This window comes from Acinetobacter sp. LF10, from assembly GCF_048585715.1.
Lineage (GTDB): Bacteria > Pseudomonadota > Gammaproteobacteria > Pseudomonadales > Moraxellaceae > Acinetobacter.
The window spans coordinates 393384-420098 of the sequence record NZ_CP184160.1 but is presented as its reverse complement, the minus strand read 5'-3'; the positions used below and the strand labels follow the sequence as shown (position 1 = coordinate 420098).

24 protein-coding genes are annotated in these 26715 nt (G+C 40.4%); 10 read left to right on the top strand and 14 right to left on the bottom strand.

Going from position 1 to position 26715, the window contains the following annotated elements:
* Positions 1–8 precede the first annotated feature (8 nt).
* The 3 genes from ACN19N_RS01910 to ACN19N_RS01900 all read left to right on the top strand — a co-directional run bounded on the left by ACN19N_RS01910 (position 9) and on the right by ACN19N_RS01900 (position 2386).
* Positions 9–461, top strand: a complete 453-nt coding sequence (locus ACN19N_RS01910) for an RrF2 family transcriptional regulator (protein WP_004660334.1) — start codon at positions 9–11, stop codon at positions 459–461.
* A gap of 74 nt (positions 462–535) precedes the next feature.
* Positions 536–1312 (top strand): ribosome biogenesis GTP-binding protein YihA/YsxC, encoded by a 777-nt coding sequence (yihA, locus tag ACN19N_RS01905; protein ID WP_004660333.1) that lies wholly within the window; start codon positions 536–538, stop codon positions 1310–1312.
* A gap of 129 nt (positions 1313–1441) precedes the next feature.
* Positions 1442–2386, top strand: a complete 945-nt coding sequence (locus tag ACN19N_RS01900; RefSeq protein ID WP_269238580.1) for a metal-dependent hydrolase — start codon at positions 1442–1444, stop codon at positions 2384–2386.
* A 55-nt stretch (positions 2387–2441) separates the two neighbouring features.
* Here ACN19N_RS01900 and ACN19N_RS01895 read toward each other — a convergent pair whose 3' ends face one another.
* Both ACN19N_RS01895 and ACN19N_RS01890 read right to left on the bottom strand, forming a co-directional pair.
* A complete protein-coding gene (locus ACN19N_RS01895; RefSeq protein ID WP_269229517.1) occupies positions 2442–3683 on the bottom strand; it encodes a dicarboxylate/amino acid:cation symporter in 1242 nt (413 codons plus the stop codon).
* 136 nt (positions 3684–3819) lie between these two features.
* The gene (locus ACN19N_RS01890; protein WP_269229516.1) at positions 3820–4692 is read right to left on the bottom strand and encodes an acyl-CoA thioesterase; all 873 of its coding nucleotides are present in this window, start codon (positions 4690–4692) and stop codon (positions 3820–3822) included.
* A 343-nt stretch (positions 4693–5035) separates the two neighbouring features.
* Here ACN19N_RS01890 and plsB point away from each other — a divergent pair, with 343 nt between their 5' ends.
* A complete protein-coding gene (gene plsB, locus ACN19N_RS01885; RefSeq protein WP_420001863.1) occupies positions 5036–7591 on the top strand; it encodes a glycerol-3-phosphate 1-O-acyltransferase PlsB in 2556 nt (851 codons plus the stop codon).
* A gap of 51 nt (positions 7592–7642) precedes the next feature.
* On the opposite strand, the gene ACN19N_RS01880 is transcribed toward plsB, so the two are convergent.
* Together ACN19N_RS01880 and ACN19N_RS01875 are read right to left on the bottom strand one after the other, a co-directional pair.
* A complete protein-coding gene (locus ACN19N_RS01880; RefSeq protein WP_420001862.1) occupies positions 7643–8623 on the bottom strand; it encodes a putative solute-binding protein in 981 nt (326 codons plus the stop codon).
* Between the two features lie 124 nt (positions 8624–8747).
* The gene (locus ACN19N_RS01875; protein WP_420001861.1) at positions 8748–9566 is read right to left on the bottom strand and encodes an NAD-dependent epimerase/dehydratase family protein; all 819 of its coding nucleotides are present in this window, start codon (positions 9564–9566) and stop codon (positions 8748–8750) included.
* An 18-nt stretch (positions 9567–9584) separates the two neighbouring features.
* On the opposite strand from ACN19N_RS01875, the gene recG reads away from it, so the two are divergent.
* Positions 9585–11630 carry an ATP-dependent DNA helicase RecG gene (recG, locus tag ACN19N_RS01870; RefSeq protein ID WP_420001860.1) on the top strand — a complete coding sequence of 682 codons (2046 nt, stop codon included), beginning with the start codon at positions 9585–9587 and terminating at the stop codon, positions 11628–11630.
* The gene (locus tag ACN19N_RS01865) at positions 11623–12309 is read left to right on the top strand and encodes a ComF family protein (RefSeq protein ID WP_269229511.1); all 687 of its coding nucleotides are present in this window, start codon (positions 11623–11625) and stop codon (positions 12307–12309) included. The genes recG and ACN19N_RS01865 overlap by 8 nt, the downstream gene beginning before the upstream one ends.
* On the opposite strand, the gene ACN19N_RS01860 is transcribed toward ACN19N_RS01865, so the two are convergent.
* Positions 12260–12655, bottom strand: coding sequence for an NUDIX hydrolase (locus ACN19N_RS01860; protein WP_269229510.1), 396 nt, complete (start codon positions 12653–12655; stop codon positions 12260–12262). The genes ACN19N_RS01865 and ACN19N_RS01860 overlap by 50 nt on opposite strands.
* 9 nt (positions 12656–12664) lie before the next feature.
* The gene (locus ACN19N_RS01855; RefSeq protein ID WP_269229509.1) at positions 12665–13249 is read right to left on the bottom strand and encodes a TIGR00730 family Rossman fold protein; all 585 of its coding nucleotides are present in this window, start codon (positions 13247–13249) and stop codon (positions 12665–12667) included.
* A 172-nt stretch (positions 13250–13421) separates the two neighbouring features.
* Here ACN19N_RS01855 and ACN19N_RS01850 point away from each other — a divergent pair, with 172 nt between their 5' ends.
* A complete protein-coding gene (locus ACN19N_RS01850) occupies positions 13422–14435 on the top strand; it encodes a CorA family divalent cation transporter (RefSeq protein ID WP_046738987.1) in 1014 nt (337 codons plus the stop codon).
* A 42-nt stretch (positions 14436–14477) separates the two neighbouring features.
* On the opposite strand, the gene ACN19N_RS01845 is transcribed toward ACN19N_RS01850, so the two are convergent.
* The 8 genes from ACN19N_RS01845 to dxs form a co-directional block, all read right to left on the bottom strand.
* A complete protein-coding gene (locus tag ACN19N_RS01845) occupies positions 14478–14765 on the bottom strand; it encodes an STAS domain-containing protein (RefSeq protein ID WP_004660311.1) in 288 nt (95 codons plus the stop codon).
* 11 nt (positions 14766–14776) lie between these two features.
* Entirely contained in the window at positions 14777–15409 is a 633-nt protein-coding gene (locus tag ACN19N_RS01840) for an MlaC/ttg2D family ABC transporter substrate-binding protein (RefSeq protein WP_269229508.1), read from the bottom strand.
* A gap of 19 nt (positions 15410–15428) precedes the next feature.
* Positions 15429–16106 (bottom strand): outer membrane lipid asymmetry maintenance protein MlaD, encoded by a 678-nt coding sequence (locus tag ACN19N_RS01835; protein WP_269229507.1) that lies wholly within the window; start codon positions 16104–16106, stop codon positions 15429–15431.
* On the bottom strand, positions 16106–16885 hold the full coding sequence (mlaE, locus tag ACN19N_RS01830; protein ID WP_269229506.1) for a lipid asymmetry maintenance ABC transporter permease subunit MlaE: 780 nt from the start codon (positions 16883–16885) through the stop codon (positions 16106–16108). Before mlaE ends, ACN19N_RS01835 begins: the two co-directional genes overlap by 1 nt.
* Positions 16882–17700, bottom strand: coding sequence for an ABC transporter ATP-binding protein (locus ACN19N_RS01825; protein ID WP_269229505.1), 819 nt, complete (start codon positions 17698–17700; stop codon positions 16882–16884). The genes mlaE and ACN19N_RS01825 overlap by 4 nt, the downstream gene beginning before the upstream one ends.
* Positions 17701–18145: 445 nt before the next feature.
* Positions 18146–20077, bottom strand: coding sequence for a DEAD/DEAH box helicase (locus tag ACN19N_RS01820; RefSeq protein ID WP_269229504.1), 1932 nt, complete (start codon positions 20075–20077; stop codon positions 18146–18148).
* An 823-nt stretch (positions 20078–20900) separates the two neighbouring features.
* The gene (locus tag ACN19N_RS01815; RefSeq protein ID WP_269229503.1) at positions 20901–21731 is read right to left on the bottom strand and encodes an inositol monophosphatase family protein; all 831 of its coding nucleotides are present in this window, start codon (positions 21729–21731) and stop codon (positions 20901–20903) included.
* Positions 21732–21861: 130 nt separating this feature from the next.
* Entirely contained in the window at positions 21862–23760 is a 1899-nt protein-coding gene (dxs, locus tag ACN19N_RS01810; protein ID WP_269229502.1) for a 1-deoxy-D-xylulose-5-phosphate synthase, read from the bottom strand.
* Positions 23761–24065: 305 nt separating this feature from the next.
* Between dxs and ribA the strand changes: the two genes are divergently transcribed.
* The 3 genes from ribA to aroE all read left to right on the top strand — a co-directional run bounded on the left by ribA (position 24066) and on the right by aroE (position 26663).
* A complete protein-coding gene (ribA, locus tag ACN19N_RS01805; RefSeq protein WP_004660293.1) occupies positions 24066–24668 on the top strand; it encodes a GTP cyclohydrolase II in 603 nt (200 codons plus the stop codon).
* Positions 24669–24799: 131 nt separating this feature from the next.
* Entirely contained in the window at positions 24800–25741 is a 942-nt protein-coding gene (gene hemF / locus ACN19N_RS01800; RefSeq protein WP_420001859.1) for an oxygen-dependent coproporphyrinogen oxidase, read from the top strand.
* A gap of 133 nt (positions 25742–25874) precedes the next feature.
* On the top strand, positions 25875–26663 hold the full coding sequence (gene aroE / locus ACN19N_RS01795) for a shikimate dehydrogenase (RefSeq protein ID WP_420001858.1): 789 nt from the start codon (positions 25875–25877) through the stop codon (positions 26661–26663).
* Positions 26664–26715 lie beyond the last annotated feature (52 nt).

Genomic DNA, 26715 nt, shown 5'->3' with positions numbered 1-26715 from the left:
GAAAACCCATGCAACTCAATAAGTTTACTGATTATGCGCTCAGAATCTTAATGTATGTCGCTCGTCCGAGTGATGTACCGTATACGATTGCAGATATTGCACGGGACTTGCATGTATCCCAAAACCATTTAGTAAAAATCGTTCACTTCATGGGAAAACAGCATTGGATCGTAACAATTCGCGGCAAAGGTGGTGGACTTCGTTTAAATCCAGAAGCCAAAAGTTTAAAACTAGGTGAAATTGTTCGTATCCTACAAGGCAATCATCAAATCGTAGAATGTAATACGCCACCTTGTGTTTTACGCTCTCATTGCGGACTTAAAAGTATTTTGGATCAAGCTTTAGAATGTTTTTATCAAAGCCTAGATCAATATACACTTGGAGAAGTGGTGCAATATGGCATTCTTCCCTCTTCTACAAATTCAAATATTGACTTTTTACAACTCGTTCAAAAAGCCTAAACATCAAGATTCGCACGAATCTCTCACATCCTTTATAATAGTCGTTGCTATTTCAATTCAAAAAGTAAGCTTCTATGCGTCGTAGTGAAAAATCGAAAGACACCAAAGCCAAACTCGCACCTAAACAAAAAATCAGTTATGAAAAAAAGACTGATCCTGCTGTAACCGCGTATGCAGTGCAGTCTTTGACTTGGTTACGCCAAGCTGAATTTTTGATGAGTGCGCCTAAACTGGATTTGTGCGTAGAAGATACAGGTTATGAAATCGCATTTGCAGGTCGTTCTAATGCAGGAAAATCGAGTGCAATTAATGCTTTAACTAATCAAAAGCAACTCGCACGTGCTTCAAAAAGACCTGGGCGCACGCAAATGATTAACTTTTTTAGCTTAGGTAATCCAGATCAACGTTTAGTTGATTTACCAGGTTATGGTTATGCGGCTGTACCTGAAGCGATGAAAATCGTATGGCAGAAAGAACTTGAGAACTATCTGATCCATCGTAAAAGCTTACAAGGCTTGGTACTGTTAATGGACATCCGTCATCCATTACAACACTTTGACTTAATGATGCTGGAATGGGCACATTCACGTCATTTATTTGTACACATCCTGCTTACTAAAGCCGATAAATTAAACCGTGGCCCTGCCAATAAAGTACTATTAGAAATTAAGCAGCAGTTGAAGAAAATGAAACTTGATTTCTCGATTCAATTATTCTCTTCACTCAATCGAATTGGTTTAGAAGAATTGGCAAGCGTCATGGGTGGCCGTTTAAATTTCACACTTGATCAACCAGCAGAATTTGACCTTGATCAGATCCCAGAAGCTTCAGAAATAGACGTCGAAGAATAAATAATGCATTTTATGCAACTTGATGCATAAAATAATTTCTAATTGTCCTGAATTGCTAAACACAAACACTAGGTAGTTTTCATATACTGCTTAGTGTTGGTTCATTGCACTATCGATTAGGACTAAACGATGAAATTACTATCATTTATGAAGAACAAAGTTCTTGGTTCTTCGATTGACTATAAAATTCTCCCACGCAAAGTGAAGTTTGACTGGGAAAAAACACCAGTGGATTGGATTCCAAACCAGCCTTATGCCAGTTATTTTATTAATGAAATTAACAATATTTTGCCTGCTGGTGAGTTTTGGTTCTGCCGCTTATACAACAAAGTTCTTCCAGAAATTACTGATGAAAAATTAAAACAAGACGTTCAAGCATTTATTCGCCAAGAAGCGATGCATGCGGTTGCACATACGTCTGCGAACAAAGAATATCTTAGCCAACGTAATATTGATATTCAGCGTAATCTCGATATTATGGATTTCGTATTTAACAAAGCTTTAGCTGATAAGCCTTTTGGTAAAGAAGTTCCTAAAATACTTGACCATCAATGGGATTTGTTCCGTCTAGGCGTCATTGCAACAGTTGAACACATGACGTGTGTATTGGGTAAATACGCACTGTACAACAAACGTTGGGAAGAACTCGGTGCTGATCCAGAAATGATTGATCTGATTAAATGGCATGGTTCTGAAGAAATCGAACATCGTACCGTTGCTTTTGATCTATATCGTCATTTAGGTGGTGGTTATATTGCACGTTATTACATGAGTGTCGCTGTAATCGTGGGTGTACTTGGTTTATGGGTTGATGGCGCGGCACATATCATGGGTCAAGATCCTCGTTTTGCCGACAAAAAACCGAGCTTATTTAGACCATGGGTTTGGATGGAATGGTACAAAATTGGTCGTCAAGATAATCAGGTTTTACCAAATCCAATTTGGTTAGTCGCTCAACAAATCGACTATCTCATGCCTTGGTATGATCCTGTGAAAGAAGGTAATACTCAAGATGCGGTGAATTATTTAAATAATTCACCGGCAGCAAAACGCGCTTTACAACAAGCTGCATAAGCATTTCAATAAAAAAGCAGGAGTCTTCTCCTGCTTTTTTCTTTCTTAAATCGCATCAACTTGATTCAACTTCTGCCTGCTTAGCATAACGATCAACAACAACGCTGATCATCATATCACCCTGTACATTCACTACTGTTCGTACAGTATCTAATACTCGATCAATCGGTAATAAAATCGCAATCGCTTCCGCAGGCAAACCAACTGATTGTAAAACCATAATCATGGTCACCATACCTGCGCTGGGAATACCTGGTGCTCCCAATGAAGCAATCATGGCAGTTAAACATACAATAATTTGCTGGGTTAAACTCAAGTCCAAGCCCATCAAATTTGCAATAAATAAAGCGGCGGCTGCCTCATAAAGTGCTGTACCATCCATATTTAATTGTGTTCCTAAAGGAATCACAAATCCTGCTGTCTGGGGTCGCACACCTAAATTTTCTTGTGCACATTTCATACTGAGTGGCATTGTCGCGGAACTTGAACTGGTCGCAAATGCAGTAACCAAAGCTGTGCGTGCGCCTTTAAAGAAAGTGATTGGATTCATTTTGCCAAAAATCCAAAGTAATGCAGGCAAAACAACAGCACCGTGAAAAATCGTTGTTCCCGTGACAACCACTGCGAATTCAACTAAACGACTTAACACAGAAAGATCTTCAGTCGCGATCAATTTAGCAAGCAGTGCAAAAATACCGATTGGAGCTAGCTTCATCACCCAACCCACAAGCATCATCATCATGACAAAGAATTGTTGGCAAGTATTGCGAACCAAGCTAAAGCTTTCACCACCTTTGACTAATGCGACTCCAAGGAATAACGCAAAGACCACAACTGCAAGTACATTACCTTCACTAAATGCTTTAAAAGGATTGATCAAGGTATTTTGGATAAAATTGGTCAGAAAACTTGAAGGCGTCAACGTATCTGGCGTTTGGTGGTTTTGCATGGCTTCTTGGAAGATTTGAATATCTACCCCTTTGCCTACTTCAAATAGATGTGCACAACTAATCCCTAAAATCAAAGCTAAGGTTGTCGTCGTGAGACAGCTTAATGCTGTAATTTTCCAAACTCGTCCAAATTGTCCACCAGCCTGTAAATTTGAAACACCCACAACGATCGAACTAAAAATAAGTGGGATGAGCAACATTTTGAGTAAACCAATAAAAATACTGCTTAAAATCCCCAGCCCATACAAACTATGTTCAGCAAAACTAGTCTGCGGATACAAAGTTAAGAAGAACCCATATATAACACCCAGTACGGCTGCGATTAGAATTTGTGTATTTAAATTCATTCTGATTAATAAAATATTTTAGCTTGTCGGTACTATGGCACGCTCATATTGAAGAATCGAGCAATTTTTTGTCACAACCTTATGACAAAAAAAGCCATCTAAACGATGGCTTTAATTTGAGTTTTTCAGATCTAATTTACTGGGTTTCAATTTCTCTCAATCGAATTAGACCCTCTTGCACAGTGCTACATACCAGCTGACCATTCTGCCACATGCGTCCAAAATTCAGACCACGTGAACTGGCACTAATCGTTGCTTCCATATCGTAAAGCATCCAATCATCAGCACGTAACGGGCGATGGAAATAAATGGTGTGATCAATGCTTGCACATTGTAAATTTGGCGAAATCCAAGATAACCCATGTGGACGCAGTGCTGTGGTCATCAAAGTAAAGTCTGAATAAAACGCAACGATGGCTTGATGTAATGAAACGTCATCAACATTTTCTGCAATACGATCATGGGTACGAATGTAGTGCGCATAATATGGTGCTTCAGGCTGCGGCTGAAAAGGATTAACTGGTCGAGTTGGTCTGATTTCAACATGGCGTTCGCGCATAAAACTCGTACGTGCATTTTCTGGGACGAAATTGAGCATACTTTCTTTTAATTCTTTCTCAGACTTCAGCTCTTCAGGACTCGCATACTCTGGTTCTTTATGTTGATAATTTAAGCCTTCTTCTGGATTGGCAAAAGATACCATCGCCGAGAAAATTGTACGTCCATGTTGGATCGCACGCACTTGTCGACTTGCAAAACTTTTACCATCTCGCAATGGATCAACTTCATAAATGATCGGTGCATCGACATCACCACCATATAAAAAATAAGCATGCAACGAATGTGCTGGACGGTTTGTGGTATATGACGCTGCTCTTAATGCTTGTCCAAGAACTTGTCCACCGAATACTCGTTTCCCAACCAAATTGCGACTGTTGCCTCGGAAAATATGTTCTTCCAACTTTTCCAAAGTCAAAAGTTCAACCAGTTCTTGAGTTAACGCATTCATGTAATAGCCTTCCAACATCAATGAGGAGAGATCAACTAATCCATTCAGGATTGATCATTTCGATTGTGCCACAAATTCCAATAAATATGCTCAGGATAAAATGATTCATCCGTCACATTAATCTTTATTTATAACTGCTAAAAATACGATTTTTAACGATAAAATCTACCAAATACGCTATATTTTGTCAGAAAATAACATATCGTTTCATGGCAGAATATCGCAAAATGTCATGTTGACGTTTGTGTTCATCGAGCTTCGCCTTGCGCTGCACTTTAAGCTGCGCTTTCTTATAGCACTATAACAACACCTCATGCTCAGGGTTATCATTTAGGAGTTTGTAATGTCCAAGACTGGATTTGGTCAAATGTATCGCCAACTTTCGAGTAAGTTACTTGACCTCGTGGTCACCCCACATGTTCTTGGTGAAGTTCCTACAGAGTCCACCGTAACTGAGCAAAACACAACAGATTCAAATACCGTAATTTGCTATGTTTTACAAAATTATTCACGTAGTAATGCTTTGGTAGTTGATGGTGAAACGCGTCGCCTTCATCTAAAGCCAGCTTTGGATGCCATGAGTTTTGGAACTTATCATGAAAAAAACTCGGTTCTATTTTTACATCAAAATGAAAATAACTTTTTTAATACTCAAACATATCCCCCACGCCTTCTACAATTGATCGAAGCATTAGAACAAAATCAAGAAGTAGATGTTCAATTAGTTCCCGTTACAGTGCTCTGGGGACGCTCACCAGATAAAGAAGATTCATGGTTTAAATTATTATTTTCTGATACTTGGGCAACACCAGGTACTGTTAAACAACTCATGAATATTGGCTTACATGGGCGTGATTCATATTTAGAATTCCATGAGCCTCAATCTCTACGTGAATTGGTAGATTATGCCAAGAAACATCATCCAAATATTTCCCCTGCAACTTATATTTCAAGTTCTTTAGATACTTATCTAGATCAGCAACGTGAAGTCGTACTAGGTCCTGACTTATCTGATCGCCGTAATGTAATGCAGTCAGTAGTAAAAGCACGTGATGTACAAGATGCCATCCGTCGAGAAAGCATTCAGCATAAAATCAGCATGCTTGAGGCAGAACGTCGCGCAATTAGCTATGTCAATGAAATCGTTTCTGATTATTCAGCGTCAGCAGTACGCTTCGCAGATATGGCTTTAACACGATTATGGACACAACTGTATGACGGCGTTGAAGTTCATAATTTCAGTACGGTTCGCGAACTTGCGAAAGACTATGAAATTATTTACACACCATGCCACCGTAGCCATATCGACTATTTATTATTGTCCTATGTGATTTATAAACGTGGCTTGATGATTCCATATATTGCTGCGGGTGATAACCTGAACTTACCTTTTGTAGGTCAGTTATTACGTGGTGGTGGTGCATTTTTCATACGTCGCTCATTCCGCGGAAATGCACTGTATACTTCTGTATTCAAAGAATATTTATACAGCATTCTATCGCGCAATACGCCTATCGAGTACTTCATTGAAGGGGGTCGTTCACGTACTGGTCGCTTACTTCCACCGAAAACAGGTATGCTCGCCATGACCGTACATGGTCATTTACGTGGACGTGCGAAACCGATCGTCTTCTTACCGACGTATATTGGGTATGAGCGCTTGATGGAAGGCTCAACTTATGTAGGTGAAATGCAAGGTAAGCCAAAAGAAGCAGAATCAATTTTTGGTATCGTCAAAACCTTACGAAAAATTGAAAGAATCTTTGGCAAAGTACACGTCAACTTTGGTGAACCTGTTTTCCTCGATGATATTTTAAAGCAGCATAATGCAGATAAAATTCAGATTGAAAAAAATGATGCACCGATTCCTGCTGAGGTATCTCATGTTGTTTCTAGCTCAGCCAATCTGATTTTAGAAAATATTAATCGCGCAGTGGTCATCAATCCTGTTTCATTATTGTCTTTGATCTTATTAGCAACACCAAAGCATACATTAGATGAAGAGATCTGTGCAAAACAGCTTGATATTTATCGTGATTTAGCGACTCAACAACCATATGATGAACGCACGCAAGTCACTTCTTTATCAGGTAAAGAAATCATTGCTTATGGTCTAAAGCTCAAACTGATCAAACGTGTGCAGCATGTTCTAGGTGATATTATTGCCATAGAAGACAATCAAGCTGTTTTATTAACCTATTTCCGTAACAACATCTTGCATGCCTTTGTCTTACCATCATTGGTTGCATCATTGGTTGAACATAACGGTAAGATTAATAAAACAGATTTAAGTAATGTGATTCGTACATTGTATCCATTCTTAAAAGCTGAATTATTCATGAAGTGGAAAGCTTCTGAATTGCAACAGCACATTGATAACTATATCAATGCACTCGTTCAAATTGGTCTAATTTTCCAAGATCATGATGGCAACTTATTTAGCCCAACACCAAACAGCGAAGAGCATCAGAAACTTTTGACTTTAGGCATGCCAGTTAAACAAAGCTTAGAGCGTTACTACATGACGCTTGCACTGATCACCCAACGTGGTTCTGGCAATATTTCAACCAAACAAGTCGAAGAGTTAAGTCACTTATTAGGTCAGCGCTTATCTGTTCTATATGAATTCAACTCACCTGAATTCTTTGATAAGTCTTTATTCCAAAGCTTTATTAAAGTCCTTACACAGCAAAATTATATTCGTAATAATGAACAAGGTTTCATTGAATATGATGATAATTTCAGTGAAATGGCAGCAGGTGCGCAGTTGGTACTTGATGAAACGACCTTGCAAATGTTGCAACACATCACAACATTTACAGATGAAGAACTTGCAACCGCTTTAGAAGCAATGGCTTCTCAACAGGCAAAACGTCGTTTAAAACGCAAGAAAGCTTAATTGTTCAGTATTCACTTTTGATGGGTTAGTCAAAAATTTGGCTAACCCAATTTATTTGCGGCATTCTAAATATTTCGGATCATCTAGGCATCTTAGTCGTTTGATTAATTCCACGAAATACGCATCATAATAACCTGAATCCACATAACGATTACGAATCTTAGCAACCAGCGCCTCATAGCCCTGCTTTTCATAACCCGAAATATCAGCCCAATAATACGCTGGTAAATGATTTTCCCATTGCATCGCCTGAGCGGCCAAAACATTACTATTTTTTACAAACCAAGTTCGTATCTGATGCCCAAAACCAACGGGATAAGCTTGAGGTCGAATCACAATATTAATTGCGAAATACGCGACTGGAAAATTGACAACTTGGGTCGATTCACCAAACTCTTTTTTCAAGTTATAAGGTAATACGCCATATGCTGGTGCAGCCAAGATATCGATCTTCTTTTGTTTAAATGAATCAACTGCTGTCGCAAAATCCACATAAATAGGTTTTGCCGATACACTTTGTACCAATGCCAATTGAGGCGGATTATTTTCCAGAATACCAATGGTCTTATTCTTTAATTGTGAAACTTTCCTGATCTGCTGAGTATTCATGATCATATATGCCGTGCCAATTGGAATCATGCCTAGCACTTCATAATTTTGATCTAGCATACGTTTTTCGACATTTGGATTGGTCAATAACTGCAACAACATACGTGCAACACGATTGTTTGAAATCAAACCAATTCCACTGGTACTTCCCATAAAATGGTTGTAACCATAGGTATGAAAATTAGATGCCACTAAACCTGAACATTTATTTTGATCAAATGCCTGAATCGCATCTTTTTCATCCTTAAAAGTATCAAACTTTAACTGAGTTTTATATTGAAGTGCATAGAGACGAATATCTTGTAAACGACGACTGATATCGCCCTGAGTACCAAGTGGGTCAAATACACACCATGTTTGCGTACCTGCCCAACTGGTTGTAGTCACGAATCCCAGCATGAGCATACAAATTATTTTTTTCATATTCCCCCTTAATGCCTCACCACAAACCATGTGTACAACTCAGGCAGTTCCATTACGGAATCTGTTGGTATTTTAACATCAAAATTCATACCAAACTTTCAAACTGTCTTGCAGTTTAATCTAATTATTTTCCATTACTATGTGCCGTTAACAGTTCGGCATAGTCATTAAAGCAAATCAAATGGTCAAATTTAAACCCTGTTTCCACCAACCGAGTTGCATAAATTTGCTTACCTGTCACTTGCTCAGATGCAAGCTCCACTTCAGGTAAACTCAAGCATTGCTGAAACCAACGTAAAATTTCATGCATAGCTAAAGGGGTGTTGTTGGTCACGATATAGCTCGATTGAACTTGGTCTAAGGTCGCCAACAATGCTAAAAACTTTGCCAAATCATCGATATGGATCCGATTACTAAAATGTAAGGTTGGATAGCTAAGAGTCTGCTCAGCAAGTTTTTTTAATCGGGCAATCGATGTGCCATAAATGCCTGTTGGGCGCACAATAATGCTCTGTTGCGGATAGTAAGCCTGCCACAACAACTCCATCTTCCGAAGTAAATGCCCTTGCTCATCGATTGGCTGAATCATTGACTCATCATCAATTCGCTCCCCTGCATTTTCACCATACACACGGGTAGAAGAAACAATAATAATACGTTGAACAGGATGATTTTTGAGAGCATTAGCAATCGGTTCAACGCTATCAACATAGGTTTGCTGATATGCAGCTATGCCACTTTGTGAAGGTGCAAGAATCACATAGACCACATCAACTGGGCGAAGTTGTGCTAAATCGAGCTGCTGAATATCTTGAAGATAATGTGTTGCGTAACAATCTGTTTTTTGACTACGGCTAATTGTGCTAATGTGGTGAGCTTGCTCAAATAAGTGTTTAGCAACGCGCTGAGATGTTTTACCATAACCAATAAATAAAATATGCATATACACCCTTGAATAGAGATGACTTCAGTCCAGCAATTACAAGGTGTTGGTGCCGCCGCAGCAACCCTATTAGAAAAGCTTCATATTTTTAGCACGGATGATTTGCTGTTTCATCTTCCGCGTGACTATGAAGATCGTAGCACTATTATTCCAATGAATCAGCTGGTTGTTGGACGAAGTTATCTGCTTGAAGGTGAAGTCCGATCAGTGGATTTCCCCCCTGGTAAAAAGAAATCTCTTGCCGCTTTATTACAAGATGATTTTGGCAAGGTCACTTTACGTTTTTATCATATTTATAAGGGATTAACCGATCGCATCAAAATGGGGCAACAGCTCCGAATTTTTGGTGAGGTTCGTGTCGGTGCACGTGGCTTAGAAATGTATCATCCAGAGATACAAGTCATCCAACAGCATACGCCATTACCCAAAACCCAACTTACGGCAATTTATCCTAGCAAGGAAGGACTGACTCAACCCAAGCTACGTGAATATGTACGCCAAGCCTTACAGCACCATAGCGATGACTTGGCTGAGTTATTACCGAGTAAATACAGCAATGGCTATGAACTTAAACAAGCATTAGAATATATTCATGAACCCCCTGTTGATGCCAACATGCAACAACTCAATCAAGGTTCACATCCAGCCCAACAGCGTTTAATTTTTGAAGAACTGGTTGCCCATCAAATTAGTCTGTTAACACGCCGTGCCTATATTCGCCAAATTGCTGCACCTCGTTTTGATAGCAGTAAAGTCTTGGCTAAGGCATTATTAGACGGTCTTCCTTTTCAAATGACCAATGCACAAAAACGAGTTTCTAAGGAAATCTTGCAAGATCTCAAGCAAGATCAACCAATGCTCCGTTTGGTACAAGGTGATGTGGGAGCAGGTAAAACCCTAGTCGCAGCAGTTGCAGCCTGTCATGCACTAGAAGCGGATTGGCAAGTTGCACTGATGGCACCGACTGAGATCTTAGCAGAACAACATTATTTAAATTTTAAACGTTGGTTTGAGCCACTAGGCATCCAAGTGGCATGGCTTTCAGGCAAACAAAAAGGCAAAGCGCGCACTCTAGCCGAACAACAAATTAAAGAAGGACATGCACAGCTCATTGTAGGAACACATGCCTTATTCCAAGATACTGTCGGGTTCTCCAAACTTGGTTTAGTCATTATTGATGAACAACATCGCTTTGGGGTTGATCAACGTCTTGCCTTAAGAAATAAAGGGGCTGACCAATTCACCCCACATCAATTGGTGATGACAGCAACCCCGATTCCCCGCACCCTCGCGATGAGTGCTTATGGTGATTTAGATACCTCGATTATTGATGAGCTCCCCCCGGGACGCACCCCGATTCAAACAGTCACCATTCCTTTGGATCGTCGTGAACAAGTCCTGCAACGGATTGCCAGCAATTGTCGTGAAGGTAAACAAGCGTATTGGGTCTGTACCTTAGTGGAACAATCTGAGACCCTAGATGCTCAAGCGGCTGAAGCGACCTACCAAGAAATTAAAGAACGCTTTCCAGACATCAATATTGGTCTAGTCCACGGCAAAATGAAAGCAGATGAAAAACAAGCGGTCATGCAAGCATTTAAAGACAATCAATTACAACTGTTAATTGCCACTACCGTGATTGAGGTTGGAGTCGATGTGCCCAATGCCTCAATCATGGTCATTGAAAATGCTGAACGTTTGGGGCTTTCCCAATTACACCAATTGCGTGGTCGGGTTGGGCGTGGAGCTACCGCTAGTTTTTGCGCCCTACTCTACAAAGTACCTTTGTCTCAAAATGGTCAGGAACGCCTTTCAATCTTACGTGAAAGTAATGATGGTTTTGTGATTGCTGAAAAAGATTTGGAAATACGCGGTCCGGGTGAACTCTTAGGAACCAAACAAACTGGAGATATGGGCTTTCGTGTGGCACGTTTAGAACGTGATGATCATTTACTCACACAAGCACATTATGTCGCTGAACAAATTTTAAGAGATTACCCACAACATGCTGATGGACTATTAAAACGTTGGCTGCCCAAAGCTCCAAGATATGCTTATGTTTAAATTCATTAGCAGATCAACACGACAGCTTTTTGATTATCTAACCCCATGTAGCCTGTGTGATATTGGTATAAAAAGGCACTTTGGCGTGTGTCAAAGTTGTTGGGAACAATTACCGTGGTTAAAACAATCCATCGAGCGTAACCAACAACAGATTTTTGTTACCTGCCATTATCAATATCCGATTGATCGCATCATTCAGCAATTTAAATATGAACAAAAACTGCATCATCAACGACTATTGGAAGGACTGCTACAACAACTAAAGCTTCCTAAAGTTCATGCCATCGTTCCAATGCCGATTTCAACAGATCGCTTGGTAGAACGAGGTTTCAATCAAACATTGCTACTCGCTCAAGCACTGAGTAAAAGCTTAAATGTACCCATCTGGCAACCCGTGCAACGCTTGGCGCAACATTCGCAAAAAGGTTTGTCACGCATAGAAAGACTAGAAAATATTGAACAGCAATTCGTGGCTGCACCACCCAATCATCTTCGTTATCGAAAAGTCTTAATCATCGATGATGTTGTGACTACAGGGAGTTCGATCACTGCTTTATCATACGTCTTACAACAACTTGGCTGCCAACAAATTTATAGTATCTGTTTAGCAGCTGCAGTAAATCATCAAGCTAGTACACTAGATTTTGCTGACACCATGGAATCACCACATGTTGAGTAAGAGGTGCAAGTAAAGTCGATTGATCATGCAAATCAATCCATTTCATCTCCGCAATTTCCGCAGCGATACGTGGTGTTTGTTTCAGTTTCACCTCATAAACATAACTTACTAACAGATGATCAGGCTCATTTGCAGCAGCCGTTTCAAAGCGCCCGACAAATTGTTTGATCTCAGATTCACACGCGATTTCCTCTAAAATTTCACGCTGTATCGCAATTTCAGGCGCTTCATTACTTTCTAGCTTGCCACCTACTTGCATAAAAGCTCGTGTGTTCTGCTTACGAACCAAAAGCAATTGATTTTGTTCATTCAATATAATCGCCGCAGCAACGGTTATGATTTTCACATTATCCCCTTAAACTTGAATATCTGCAGCTGACATCCATTTTGGTGTTGCAGGCTGATACACTGAAAATGCAGTTAAAATTTCGCCAATATTATCGGCGACAATTAAGTTTTCTACAAACTTTGCCTGACTAAATCCGCGATCTACAGAATCTTGGATCGTTTGAATTAAGCCATCATAGAAGCCCTCAACATTTAGAAATGCACAAGGCTTTTGATGAATCCCTAATTGATTCCACGTCCATTGCTCAAAGATCTCTTCCATGGTGCCTGCTCCTCCAGGCAATGCGACAAACGCATCAGCTAATTCTGCCATTTTCGTTTTTCGCTCATGCATATCATTGACCACATACAATTCAGTCAAACCCGTATGCGCTAATTCTCGATCAACTAAAGCTTGTGGAATGATGCCAATGACCTGCCCACCTGCGGCTATTGCACTGTCTGCAACTACACCCATCAAACCAGAGCGACCGCCACCATACACAAGCGTTTGACCTTGCTGTGCAATTGCCAGTCCTGTCGCCTGTGCAATTTGTTGATAAATGGGATCATTACCGAGAGAAGAACCGCAAAAAACACATATAGAATTCATACAATTAAAACCGTTTTATATAACTGTCATGCTGATAAAGTAGGCTGTGTAACAAGATTTTTTAGAAATTAACGTTTAGGCAAGTGTTTTTCGTTTCATCCTTGTCTAAAATACACGCTGGTTTTCGGTACAATGCTGAAAATCTCACATTGGCTGCGCGAGGAAAAAAGACATGCTTGAAGCCTTTTATGCCACAGAGCGCGGTAGTCTAGAAGATGCAACAATCAATGGGAGTTTTGATCTCCACCCTGAATTGGTTTGGATTGATCTAATTGCTCCATCTCAAGAAGAACAACAGTGGGTATTTGATGCTTACGAGCGAAACTTACCAACATTAAAATCACTTGAAGACATTTCCTCATCTGCACGATTTTACCGTGATGATGATGGCATTTTACATATCAGTACATATTTTTTAACAAAGAATAAAAATTATCAGGTCGATGGCGATACAGATGAGTCATCTCATATGCTTGCAACAGTACAAACTGTTGCCTTCATTCTGCATAAAGATCGTTTGTTTACCATGCGTGGCGAAAAATTAGTTGCATTTCGTGCCTTCCGTGCGCGTGCACGCCGTAATGATTACGATATGGACTATAAAGATCCCACTTGGATATTGCTTGGTTTACTTGAAGCAAAACTAGATGAACTTGCGGATATCTTGGAAGATATCCACAAAGACTTGGAAAGATACTCCACAGAGGTACTCAATAATCATCATCGTGAAACCCTGCTCGATCTTGATGACATGATTACCCGACTCGCACAACAAGAAGATATGCTTGGAAAGGCGCAACTGTGTTTGATCGATTTACGTCGTGTACTTACATTTCTCTCTCGTCCTCGAGCTTTAGGCAGTCATATTTATGATGCAGATATTCGAGAATTAAGTGAGGATGTTCGTTCACTGGTCGAACATGATGCTTTCTTATTCCAGAAAGTCCGCTTCTTACTGGATACCACATCAGGCTTCATTAACACCGAACAGAATGACACGATTCGTCGATTCTCGATTTTACCCAGTATGCTTGCACCACCAATGTTGATTGCTAGTATTTACGGGATGAATACCGATGTATTACCGTTTGCTCATGGCAGTCTGAGTTTTTGGATCGTCACTGCTATTTTGATGGCGTTTTTGGTCCTCCCAATGGTGTACTTCCGTTGGAAGAAATGGATTTAATAAAAAAGCACCTTACGGTGCTTTTTTATTACAAGACTGTTTTCATATCAATTTCAAATCATCTTGTAAATGGCAAGCTTGGATGACTTTCAGCATTTTCTCAGACACATTTTTAAAATGTAAACCTTTGTTATTTGGCGTTTGACGCAACCACTGCACCAATACTGCCAAAGAAAGGGTGTTTCCTTGTTCAAGCTGACCCAAATCAACAATAAGAGGAAAACTCTTATGTTGCTGGATATGCTTTAAACCTGCGCGATAAACTTGTTCTGCATTCGAGAAATCAATTGTTTTTGAAACAATTAACTGCTGATCAATATACTGAATCACCCGTCACCTACTTATTTCTTGTTAACAGCAGCATCTGCATCTGGCTTAAAGGTTGCAATCGCTTTATTCATATCACCACCATTACGCTGAACAGTTGCAGCAAACTGGTTACGGAATTGCAAGCCTAAATCAATACCAGACACATTGATATTACGGACTTTCCATTGGTCGCCTTTATCTGTCAACTGGAACGATACAGGGATTTTCTCACCATTATGTAAGAAGTCTAATGTAACAACTGGATTCTTACTATTGGTCGACTTGAATGGACGCATCGTGTAACTTTCATTGGTATATTTCGCGAAAGCACCGCCGTAGTTTTCAATAATCACAGCACGGAAATTTTGCTCAAACTGAGCACGTTGCGCAGCAGTGGTATATTGATTGTTTGCATACGTACCTAATACGATACGTGTAAATGCTTGTGAATCAACATACGGATCAAGATTTTGACGAATAATCGATTTAACTAAAGCAGGGTTATTCTGTAATTTAGCATGGTCCGCTTTTAAACGTGTAATTAGACCATCAGCAACACGTTTAACAAAATCAGGTGGGGTTTCTGTTGGTGCTGCAAATGCAGCACTCGCAAGCATGGTTGATAATACACTTGCTGTTAACGTTTGTTTCAATAATGTATTCACTTCAATCTCCTAACCTGAATTACTCAGCAAATGATGGCTCTGCATCAGCTGCTGCTGGCTGTGATGCTGAACTTTCTGTTGTTGCCGAGCCTGTTGTGGCTTTACTCGAACCACCAGTAATAAATTTACTGATCAAATCTTCTAAATCCATTGTGCCTTGGGTATTTGAAACCACATCACCACGTTTTAAGTAGTTCACACCACCACCTGGCACAACTTTCAAATATTTCTCACCCAGTAAGCCATTGGTTGCGACCATAATATAAGCATCCTCATCCAAACTGGTGATGGAGGTCATGTTACTGATCAGTTGCTGTTCCATTGCTTTTTGTTTCGCCGCATCAGTTTGTTGATAATCTGAGCTATAACGCAATTCTTCTAAGGCATTTTTCTGCACTTGTTTTAATTGCTCAGTATTAAAGCTGGTTAATTTACCATCCAAATCAAACTTAACTGTTGCTAAACGTGTTACTGGATCAAGCGTAATAGATTCTACACGACCAATGTTCACACCACTCATGGTCACCTTTGCTCTTGGTTTTAAACCATTTACGTTATCAAACTGCGCTGTCATGCTATAGCTATCACGTAGATTTGTACCCACTAAACCACTCACTTTCATCGCAAGAAAAAATAGAGCGATACCGAAGATAATCACAAAAATACCTACGGCCAGCTCACTAGTACGTGATTTCATTAAATCCCTCCGAACATGACCGCAGTCAACACGAAATCAAAACCTAATACACAAAGTGAAGAATATACGACTGTTCTGGTCATCGATGTCGCGATACCCTCTGGTGTTGGATCACAAGCATAACCTTGATAGACCGCAACCCATGTACAAATCAGCGCAAAAACAATACTTTTAATAATAGTGCCATTAAAAATATCATGCCCAAACTGAACTGTGCTTTGCATACCACCCCAGAAAGAACCTTCATCAGCACCTAAAAAATCTACGCCAACCAATTTGCCACCAATGATACCGATCGTTGCAAAAATCACAGTCAACATCGGCAAACTAACAATACCTGCCCACAAACGCGGAGCCACAATTTGACGAAGTGGATCAACACCAATCATTTCCATACTGGCCAGTTGTTCACTCTGTTTCATTGAACCAATTTCGGCAGTAAGAGCTGAGCCTGCACGCCCTGCAAATAGTAATGCAGCAACAACCGCAGCGAGTTCACGCAACAAAGTTAACGAAATCGCAGTCCCCAACATGGCTTCACTACCAAAAGTGACCAAAATGCTATACATCTGCAAGCCAAGGACAGCACCAATAAATAAACCTGAAACAGCAATAATCAGTAGGGACATGACCCCAACACGATGCATTTGATATATGAAGCGTTGAAAGCCACCTTTTGAAGGCGCTGAAAATAAAATCTGGATGAGCATAAGTGACGCAGCACCTATCCCTTTTATTCGCTCAATAACGAGTCTACCTAACCAGGCAATCGTATTCATGCACGAACCTCGTTATCTAAATATGCTTGGTGAGTAAATTGATATTCGACAGGCCCCTCAGCCGAGCCTGTTAAAAATTGATGCACAAATGGCGAAGCATGTGCCTGTAGCTGCTCAGGTGAACCTTCACCCTGAATTTTGCCTTCAGCAACCACATAAATATAATCAGCAATCGATAATGTCTCTGCGACATCATGCGAGACAATAATTGTTGTTAAGTCCAAAGCTTCACGCAAAGAACGAATCAATCGTGTTAGAACACCTTTAACAATTGGATCTTGGCCAGCGAATGGCTCATCATACATAATCAATTCTGGATCAAGTGCAATCGCACGCGCTAAAGCAACACGACGATTCATACCGCCTGAGAGTTCAGATGGCATTAATGGTTCAGCACCGCGTAGCCCAACCGACTCCAACTTTAAAGCGACCAACTCAGCAATCAAATGTTCTGGTAATTGTGTATGCGCACGAATAGGAAATGCAACATTTTCATAAACTGACATATCAGTAAATAACGCACCACTCTGGAATAACATCCCCATACGTGCGCGTGCAGCAAACAAGTCTGGACGAGACATGGCTGCAATATTCTTACCATCGAGCAATACTTCACCACAATCAGGGATTAACTGCCCACCAATCAAGCGGAGCAAAGTGGTCTTACCTGTTCCTGAAGGCCCCATAATTGCAGTAATTTGACCACGTCGAATTTTAAGACTGATATCATCATAAATGACACGTTCCCCTCGATTAAAGCTCAAGTTTTTAACTTCAATTAGGGCTTCAGCATCGAGAGGAGATTTGTTATTCATACTGGCATTCATTCCTGCACTTTTTATGCACGCATACTATACACTGAAAGATTAAGCGCTTGTTTTTATTTTGATATGCTACGTATGAAGATTATTAATTTATGTAATTGTTCTTTTTATCAACTTCTGTGCTCAACTTATGTTGTGAGCTTGCATTCAAAGAATCGATATGATTGCGTGTAATAAGTGCATATGCAAAAAACAACCCATTACAAAGCATTAAAATAACAAATAAACATGGCAACCCTTCACCACAAATGAATGACCATATTTGACTTAAAAGACTTTTATTTTGTTTAACTTTATTCATTTCTTCTGTAAAATTTGAATTAGTAGACATTTTTCGAATTTTACATGACTAATCCTAAATAAAAAAGCCAGTTTTACAACTGGCTTCTTCTTTTCATCGGTTTTTAACGATTAAAATTCGTTTTTCCGACGATAATCATTCGCTACCAAACTTACGTTTTGGACGGTCATCACCGAAGCTACGCTTTGGACGATCTTCACCACCGAAACTACGCTTTGGACGATCTTCCCCGCCGAAGCTACGCTTTGGACGATCTTCACCGCCGAAACTACGCTTTGGACGATCTTCACCGCCGAAACTACGCTTTGGACGATCGCCGAAGCCACCTTCACGTTGCGCTGGACGATCACCAAAATCACGTTTTGGACGGTCGCCGAAGCCACCTTCACGACGCGGTTTATAATCTACACGATTACCACGGTTGTCATCATTCGAATCAAAACGCGGTTTATCATTGAAACCACCTTCACGGCGCGGGCGATCTGAGTTGAACTCACGACGTGGACGGTCTTCGAAACCACCTTCACGACGTGGGCGATCTGAATTGAACTCGCGACGTGGACGATCTTCACCGCCAAATGATGGACGTTCACCACGTGGTTTATCATCAAAATTACGACGTGGACGGTCTTCAAAACCACCTTCACGACGTGGGCGGTCAGAGTTAAACTCGCGACGTGGACGATCTTCACCACCGAATGATGGACGCTCACCACGTGGTTTATCATCGAAGCTACGACGTGGACGATCATCACCGCCTTCACGACGTTTGAAATTGCTCTCGCCTTCAAAACGACGACCACCACCAAAACCACCACGACCGCCATCACGGCCGCCACGACCACGACCACCGCCATCACGACCACGACCACCACCATCACGACCTGAACGAGCAGGAGGTGGAGATGGCTCTAAACCTTCGATTTCAGATACATTTAAACGTGCATCTAAGTAATCTTCTAAAGCACGGATTTTGCCACGCTCACGGTAAGTCGCTAAAGTAACAGCTTGACCTGTACGGCCCGCACGACCTGTACGACCAATACGGTGTACATAGTCTTCATTTTTCATTGGTAAACCGAAGTTGATTACGTGTGAGATTGTTGGTACGTCTAAACCACGCGCTGCAACATCAGTTGCAACCAAGATTTTTGCACGACCTTCACGAATACTACGTAAACGACGGTTACGAACGGTTTGTGGCATTGCACCATGCAATGCAACAACTGAGTGACCCGCTTCAGCTAATTCTTCAGCAAGCATATCTGTATCTTCTTGCGTGCTTGCAAAGACAACAGCTTGATCTACTGATTCATCAGATAACCAATGCGTAAGTAATTTTTTCTTGTGTTCGAAACCATCAGTCCAATGTAATGTTTGAGTTACATCAGTATTGGTGCTGTGACCAGTTTCAATTGCAATACGTTGTGGATCATTCATCATGCGTTCAGCAAGACGGATAATACGATCAGCAAATGTTGCAGAAAACATTAATGTTTGTTTACGATTTGCAGCTAATTCACCAATCGCCTCTAAGTCTTCAGAGAAGCCTAGATCAAGCATACGGTCAGCTTCATCAACAATTAATGATTCAACTTTATCAAGTTTAATTTGACGACGGTTTACAAGGTCAAGTAAACGACCTGGAGTCGCAACAACAACCTGAGCACCTTTAAGCTGTTGAATTTGCTTACCAAAAGGCATACCACCCATAATTGCAGCAATACGAACACCTTTCATGTGACGTACAAATGCAATCGCATCTTGGCTAACTTGTTGAGCCAATTCACGTGTAGGAGAAATAACCAAAATAGTTGGTTGTGTTACGGCTTTCATACGGTCTTTGAAAGAAACGAATGCTTCTTCACCAGCCAAAGAGTTTAAAGTAGGCAATAAGAATGCAGCAGTTTTACCTGAACCAGTTTGGCTCGAAACTAATAAATCTTTCCCTTCTAACGCAGCGGGAATCGCTTGTTCTTGCACAGGAGTTGGTGTGGTAAAACCTAAACCTTCAAGCGCTTGTTGTAAGGTTTCGTGTAAAGAAAATTCGGCAAAAGTTTTGCTCATAGAGAGTTTCACCCTAATGGGTGCTCCATTTTAATAAATTCAAAAAAAATAGACATCGGCAACAAGCGGCAAAGCGACTCAAGCTGAAAATAGATGAAGTTCAGCGGCGATCCGAATAACGACGATGTGGACTAAACGCACGCTTGATTACTGCTTCAACCTGAAGAATCGCTAAGCGATTTGGGCGCAAGATGTGGTCCTCTCGATGGACAGCGTGCGCTTTATGATGAATAGAACTGAATGTTCAGGTAATGAACTGGAATTTAAGTGCGTGGGCGGATTATAGCAGAATAATTTTAAAAGTCACCTTTTTTAATAGGTTTTTTCTATCCATTTCGATTATTCATTGATTTTATAAGAATTTAGCTTAAATATATTTATACACAAACAAAAATTTTAAAACCTCTATGCTACTAAAATTATTATTCATCTTATGGCTATTAGGATGCCTCAATATTATCTATTTTGGTTTTCAACTTAATCCATTCCTTATAAAGAGTGAACCAGAGTATATTTATCAATACCCCATAGGTGGTGTAATCCTAATTTCTTTATTTTTTTCTAGTTATTTTATCGTTACATATTTTCTAGAATCGACTTCATCTATTCAAAAACATCCTTTTAGAAGTTGCACGATTTTAAGCACTATTACTTTCATACAACTTTTAATTGCATATAGCAGTGCTATGCATGCACCACCTTTTATGTGGGCATATATGATGAATATATTTATATTATTCTTTTTTCATCTTGTTCTATGTGTTTCTATTATTAGGCATAAAAAAGAGTAGCAATCGCTACTCCTTTTCTAAAAATCCACAAATTATTTTGCAGCATCGCCCCAAGCAGGAACAACTGTTTGCATCAATGGTTTTAACATTTTCAATGAGCAAGCAAGTACTTGACCATTATCAAATGATTCATTACCACCACGAGCATCAACAACTACACCGCCCGCTTCTTTCACAATTAACTCACCCGCAGCAATATCCCACGGTTTTAAACCAAGCTCAAAGAAACCATCAAAACGACCTGCAGCGACATAAGCTAAATCCAAAGCAGCAGAGCCACCACGACGGATTTGCGCGCCTGATTTAGTTACAGCCAACAAAGAAGCGAAATGTTGTTCTGCATAAGAAACGATTTCACCATTACGTTTCGCACGATAAGGATGACCTACCGCAAGGAATGTGTTTTCTAAAGAGTCTTTAACATTGACACGGATACGGCGTTGGTTCATGACTGCACCACGACCACGACTTGCAGAGAATAATTCATCACGCACTGGATCATAGATCACACCGTGTTGAGTTACACCTTTATGTTGTACAGCAATAGAAATACAGAAATGAGGAACAGCGTGAATAAAGTTTTGTGTACCATCTAAAGGGTCAATCACCCAGCACCAATCTGCATCGTGACCTTTACCTTCTTGCATGCCAAACTCTTCACCAAGGAAGCTGTGGTTTTTATAGCTTTTACGAAGCGTATCTATTGTTAGCTGCTCGATATAACGGTCAACACGCGTTACTGGACCATCGATGCCTTTTTCTTCAACTTGTAAATCGAGTTTATGACGATTTTGATGCGCCTTTAAAAGCTCTTGACCAACTGTTTGAGCCGCACGCGCAGCCATAACCACCATAGGTTCCATTGAACACCCACTACAAATTTGAAGATTTTGACAAAGAATAATGCATAAAAGCGCCTACATTCTATCAAATATAAGCGCTTTTAGGGGAAAAATGTTGCGAAAAATTATTTCCGCTTTCACATCCTTCTATTTATGAGAACCAAGCTTGTTTAATTGAAGCTAAAATACCGTTGCTATCTAAACCACAGTCTTGCAGCATTTGCTGATGGGTTGCTTGATGTAAGAATTCATCGGGCAAACCTAAATTCAACATTGGTTTTAAAATTCGCGCATGTGCTAAAAATTCATTGACCGCACTGCCTGCTCCTGCCATCACTGCATGTTCTTCCACAGTAACAAAAAGCTGGGTGCTCTCTGCAAGCTCACGGATCATTTGTTCATCCAGTGGTTTCACGAAACGCATATTGACCACACGCACACCAATTGCATGTTTATTCGCACACTGTTCTGCGGCTTCAATTGATGCCGCAACTCGACTACCAAACGCCAAAATACTGATCTGCTGTTCAGCATCTACATTAAATTCTGCAACAATTTCAGCTTTACCAATTTCTAAAGCAGTCATCTGTTGTTGAATTTCAACACCTGTACCGACCCCACGTGGATAACGTACGGCAGTTGGTCCATTATAGTGATATGCCGTATGCAACATCTGACGACATTCATTTTCGTCTTTTGGCGCCATGATCACCATATTCGGCACTGTACGCATATAAGCATAGTCATATGCGCCTGCATGGGTCGGACCATCTTCACCGACCAAACCAGCACGATCAATACCAAAAGTCACATCTAAATTCTGGAGTGCGACATCATGGATTAACTGATCATAACCACGTTGTAAAAAGGTCGAATAGATTGCTACGACAGGTTTTAAACCTTCACACGCCATACCCGCTGCTAAAGTCACTGCATGTTGCTCGGCAATAGCCACATCGAAGAAACGTTCAGGATATTGTTTTGCAAACTGAACCATTCCTGAGCCTTCGCACATCGCTGGGGTGATTGCGAGTAAACGATCATCTTGCGCTGCTTCATCACATAACCATTGTCCAAACACGTCTGAGTATTTAGGCGGTGATTTTTTTGCAGATGCAGATGCTGTAGCTGCAATTTTAGTAATCGCATGATAGGTAATCGGGTCTGCTTCAGCAGGCGCAAATCCTTTACCCTTTTTGGTATAAATATGAACTAAACGAGGGCCATTACGTTTTTTAAGCGCATGAAAAACTTGCGCTAACTGTTCCACATCATGTCCATCAAATGGACCAAAGTAATCAAAACCAATCGCTTTAAATAAATTATCAGCAGCATTTGTTGCAGATTGGTGTAAGCGCGAATTGTAAGTCCATTTTGGATGTGGTTGAACATAAGCTTCGCCATGTTCATTGACATTGATAAACTGACCTGTTTCCCAAATCGCTGCTAAGTGTTTTGCAAAACCACCTGTGCTACATGAAATCGACATATCGTTATCATTTAAAACGACAATCAGATCAGCATCATGTGCAACTGCATCATTCATGGCTTCAAATGCCATACCTGCTGTCATTGCACCATCACCAACGATTGCAACGACATCGCATGGATCTTTTTGATAGCGACGTGCCAAAGCCATCCCCAAACCTGCTGAAATTGCAGTTGATGAATGCCCTACCCCAAAGGTATCAAACTCTGATTCATCACGCGCAGGGAAAGCCGCTAAACCATTTTTTGTACGAATTGTGGTAATTGTTTCACGGCGACCTGTTAATACTTTATGCGGATAGGCTTGATGACCGACATCCCAAACCAAGCGGTCTTGCGGCGTATCAAAACAATAGTGCAGCGCAACAGTCAGTTCGATGACTCCAAGATTTGCGCCAAAGTGGCCACCGCTTTGCCCTGCCGCATACAAAATATATTGACGCAACTCATCCGCCACTTGTGCGAGTTGGCTTTGCTCGAGCTGACGTAATTGTTGTGGATGATCAATTCCATCTAACAATGGCGTAACAGGACGTTGAGTTGGAATTTCGGTATACAACATAATGTGGCAAAGCCTTTTTAAGCCTGGCAAATCCGAAGCTGGGTTAAATGGGGGCAATCATACAATTAAATACGATCTACCTTCAATCAGCCACATGTGCGAATGATGTAGTGCTGAACATTCTCAAGCCAATCTTAAACAACTGACTTACAGATTATCCTGAATTATGTCACTGTTTATCAACCATTATTGTGTGCTTTCTATGAAAAAGAAAAACTTATGTGAAAAATCAGAAATTCCAATTCACTCAATCTTCACACATTAAGCTATACTTTGATAGTTTTTACTAACATAGCGAGCTCTCTGTGCCGATTGAATTTATTGCAACATCAAAGCTACCAACTGCTTTTGGTGACTTCAATATTTCTGTGTTTCAAGACCCTCAAACGGGCGAAGAACATGTGGCGCTTTCTAAAGGTTTAGAAACTCCCCCAACAGGACCTGTTTTAGTTCGTATTCATTCAGAATGCTTAACAGGTGATGCTTTCGCTTCATTAAAGTGTGACTGTGGTCCTCAATTACAAGCGACTCAACGTTTGATTAATGAAGCAGGTCAAGGTGTGATTTTGTATCTACGCCAAGAAGGTCGTGGGATTGGTTTAACGAATAAAATCCGCGCCTATGCTTTACAAGATCAAGGGCATGACACTGTTGATGCAAACCTGTTATTAAATCTTCCTGCGGATGCACGTCGTTATGATATGTGTAGCATTATGCTGGATCATCTACAAATTAAAGAAGTTAAGTTAATTACGAATAACCCGTTAAAACTTAAAGCCTTAACTGATTTAGACATCAATGTGGTTGAGCGTGTACCGTTAACAGTAGGTCGTAACCCATTTAATGAACAATATTTAAAGACCAAACGTGAGCGTATGGATCATCTTTATCAAAAAGATGACTTTTAATTCATTTTTAATGATGTTTAAAAATAAAGCATTTAAGGGATTTTTGATTAGAAAAATTAAAAATCCCTTATTTTTTTTATGGATTTATGTTTTGATATAAGCAATCTCTAGATCACTTTCAGAGGATCATCATGCAACATCCAACTTCAGTTGATATTCAACGTGTTCGTGAGTTTTTACTCGATCTACAAGCACGGATTTGTGCAGGACTAGAGCAACAGGAATGTGCAGGCGGTGGCACCGCTGAGTTTATCATTGATGATTGGCAACGAACCGAAGGTGGCGGTGGTCGCTCTCGTGTTCTGCAAAATGGTGAAGTGATTGAAAAAGGTGGGGTGATGTTTTCCCACATCAACATCAGTAAACTTCCTGCTTCTGCAACTGAACGGCATCCACAGATAGCAGGCGCAAAAGCACAAGCCTTGGGTGTTTCTTTAGTTATTCATCCTAAAAATCCCAATATCCCAACTTCACATGCCAATGTACGTTTATTTGTTGCCGAACCTGAGGGGCAAGACCCTGTTTGGTGGTTTGGCGGTGGATTTGATCTCACACCTTTTTATCCAGATGATCAAGATATTCAAAACTGGCATCAAACCGCTTATAATTTATGCCAACCATTCGGCGAACATGTTTATGCTGAACATAAACAATGGTGTGATGATTATTTCTACTTAAAACATCGTGATGAACAACGTGGTGTAGGTGGTTTATTCTTTGATGATTTGAACCAATGGGACTTCGAAACTTGCTTTAAATATATTCAAGCCGTTGGTAATGGTTATTTAGAAGCAATCTTGCCTATTTTTGAAAAGCATCGTGAACAGCCTTATACCGAAGCTCAACGTGAATTCCAATTGTATCGTCGTGGTCGCTATGTTGAATACAACTTAGTATACGATCGAGGTACCTTGTTTGGCCTACAAACGGGTGGTCGTATTGAGTCGATTTTAGTTAGCTTGCCTAATCTCGCGGGTTGGTCTTATCGCCCTGAATGGGATGCCGACTCAATAGAAAAACGCTTAACAGATTATTATCTAAAACCAAGAGATTGGTTGAGTTTAAATAAATAATTGACCGTAATTATTCAAAGCACCTGAATTTAGGTGCTTTTTTTGTACCTAAAGATTATCGTATATTGTGCCCGCATAAGCATTCAAATATGTTTAATAGCCTCTGTCCTCTCTTTCAACTTTGGATAAAAGTATGACCAAACAATTTGCTGTCATTGGGAATCCGATTGAACAATCTCGATCACCAGAACTCCATCATGCATTTGCAGCAAAAACGGGGGTCAATTTAGACTATAAAAAAATTCTTGCGCCCTTAGATGGTTTTGAAAGCACAGCAAAAGATTTTTTTGCTCATGATGGCGTTGGAATGAATGTAACTGTGCCGTTTAAAGAGCAGGCATTTGCTTTATGTGATCAACTTACTGAACGTGCCAAAATTGCCAAAGCTGTGAATACCTTGTGGATGCAAGATGGCAAACTGTTTGGAGATAATACCGATGGTCAGGGTTTAGTTGCCGCCATTCAAGCCCTAAATTGGAATTTAGAAAATAGTCGTATTTTAATTTTAGGTGCAGGTGGCGCAACTCGCGGTGTGATTTATCCTTTAGTACAAGCAGGCGCAAAACAGATTATCATTGCCAATCGTACACTGACTCGTGCTGAACAATTGGTCTCCGATTTAAAAAATGCCGTGCCGCAAGCGCAACTCTCAGCGCTCAGCTTGGAACAACTTGCTGGTGAATTTGATTTTGTCATCAATGCCACTTCTGCCAGCTTAACTGGTGATACTTTACAACTCCCTGAATGCTTGGTTTTTCACCATGCCTATGAAATGGCTTATGGCAAACCTTCGAGCTTTTTGGATCAAGCCCAAGAGCGCCAAGTTCCATCAACAGATGGTTTTGGTATGTTGGTGGGCCAAGCGATTGAAGCATTCTCTATTTGGAATGGAGTCAAACCTGAATTAAAAGATTTCTTATAATCCACCTATAAATTAATAAACAAAAAAGAACCTGCATTGCGCAGGTTCTTTT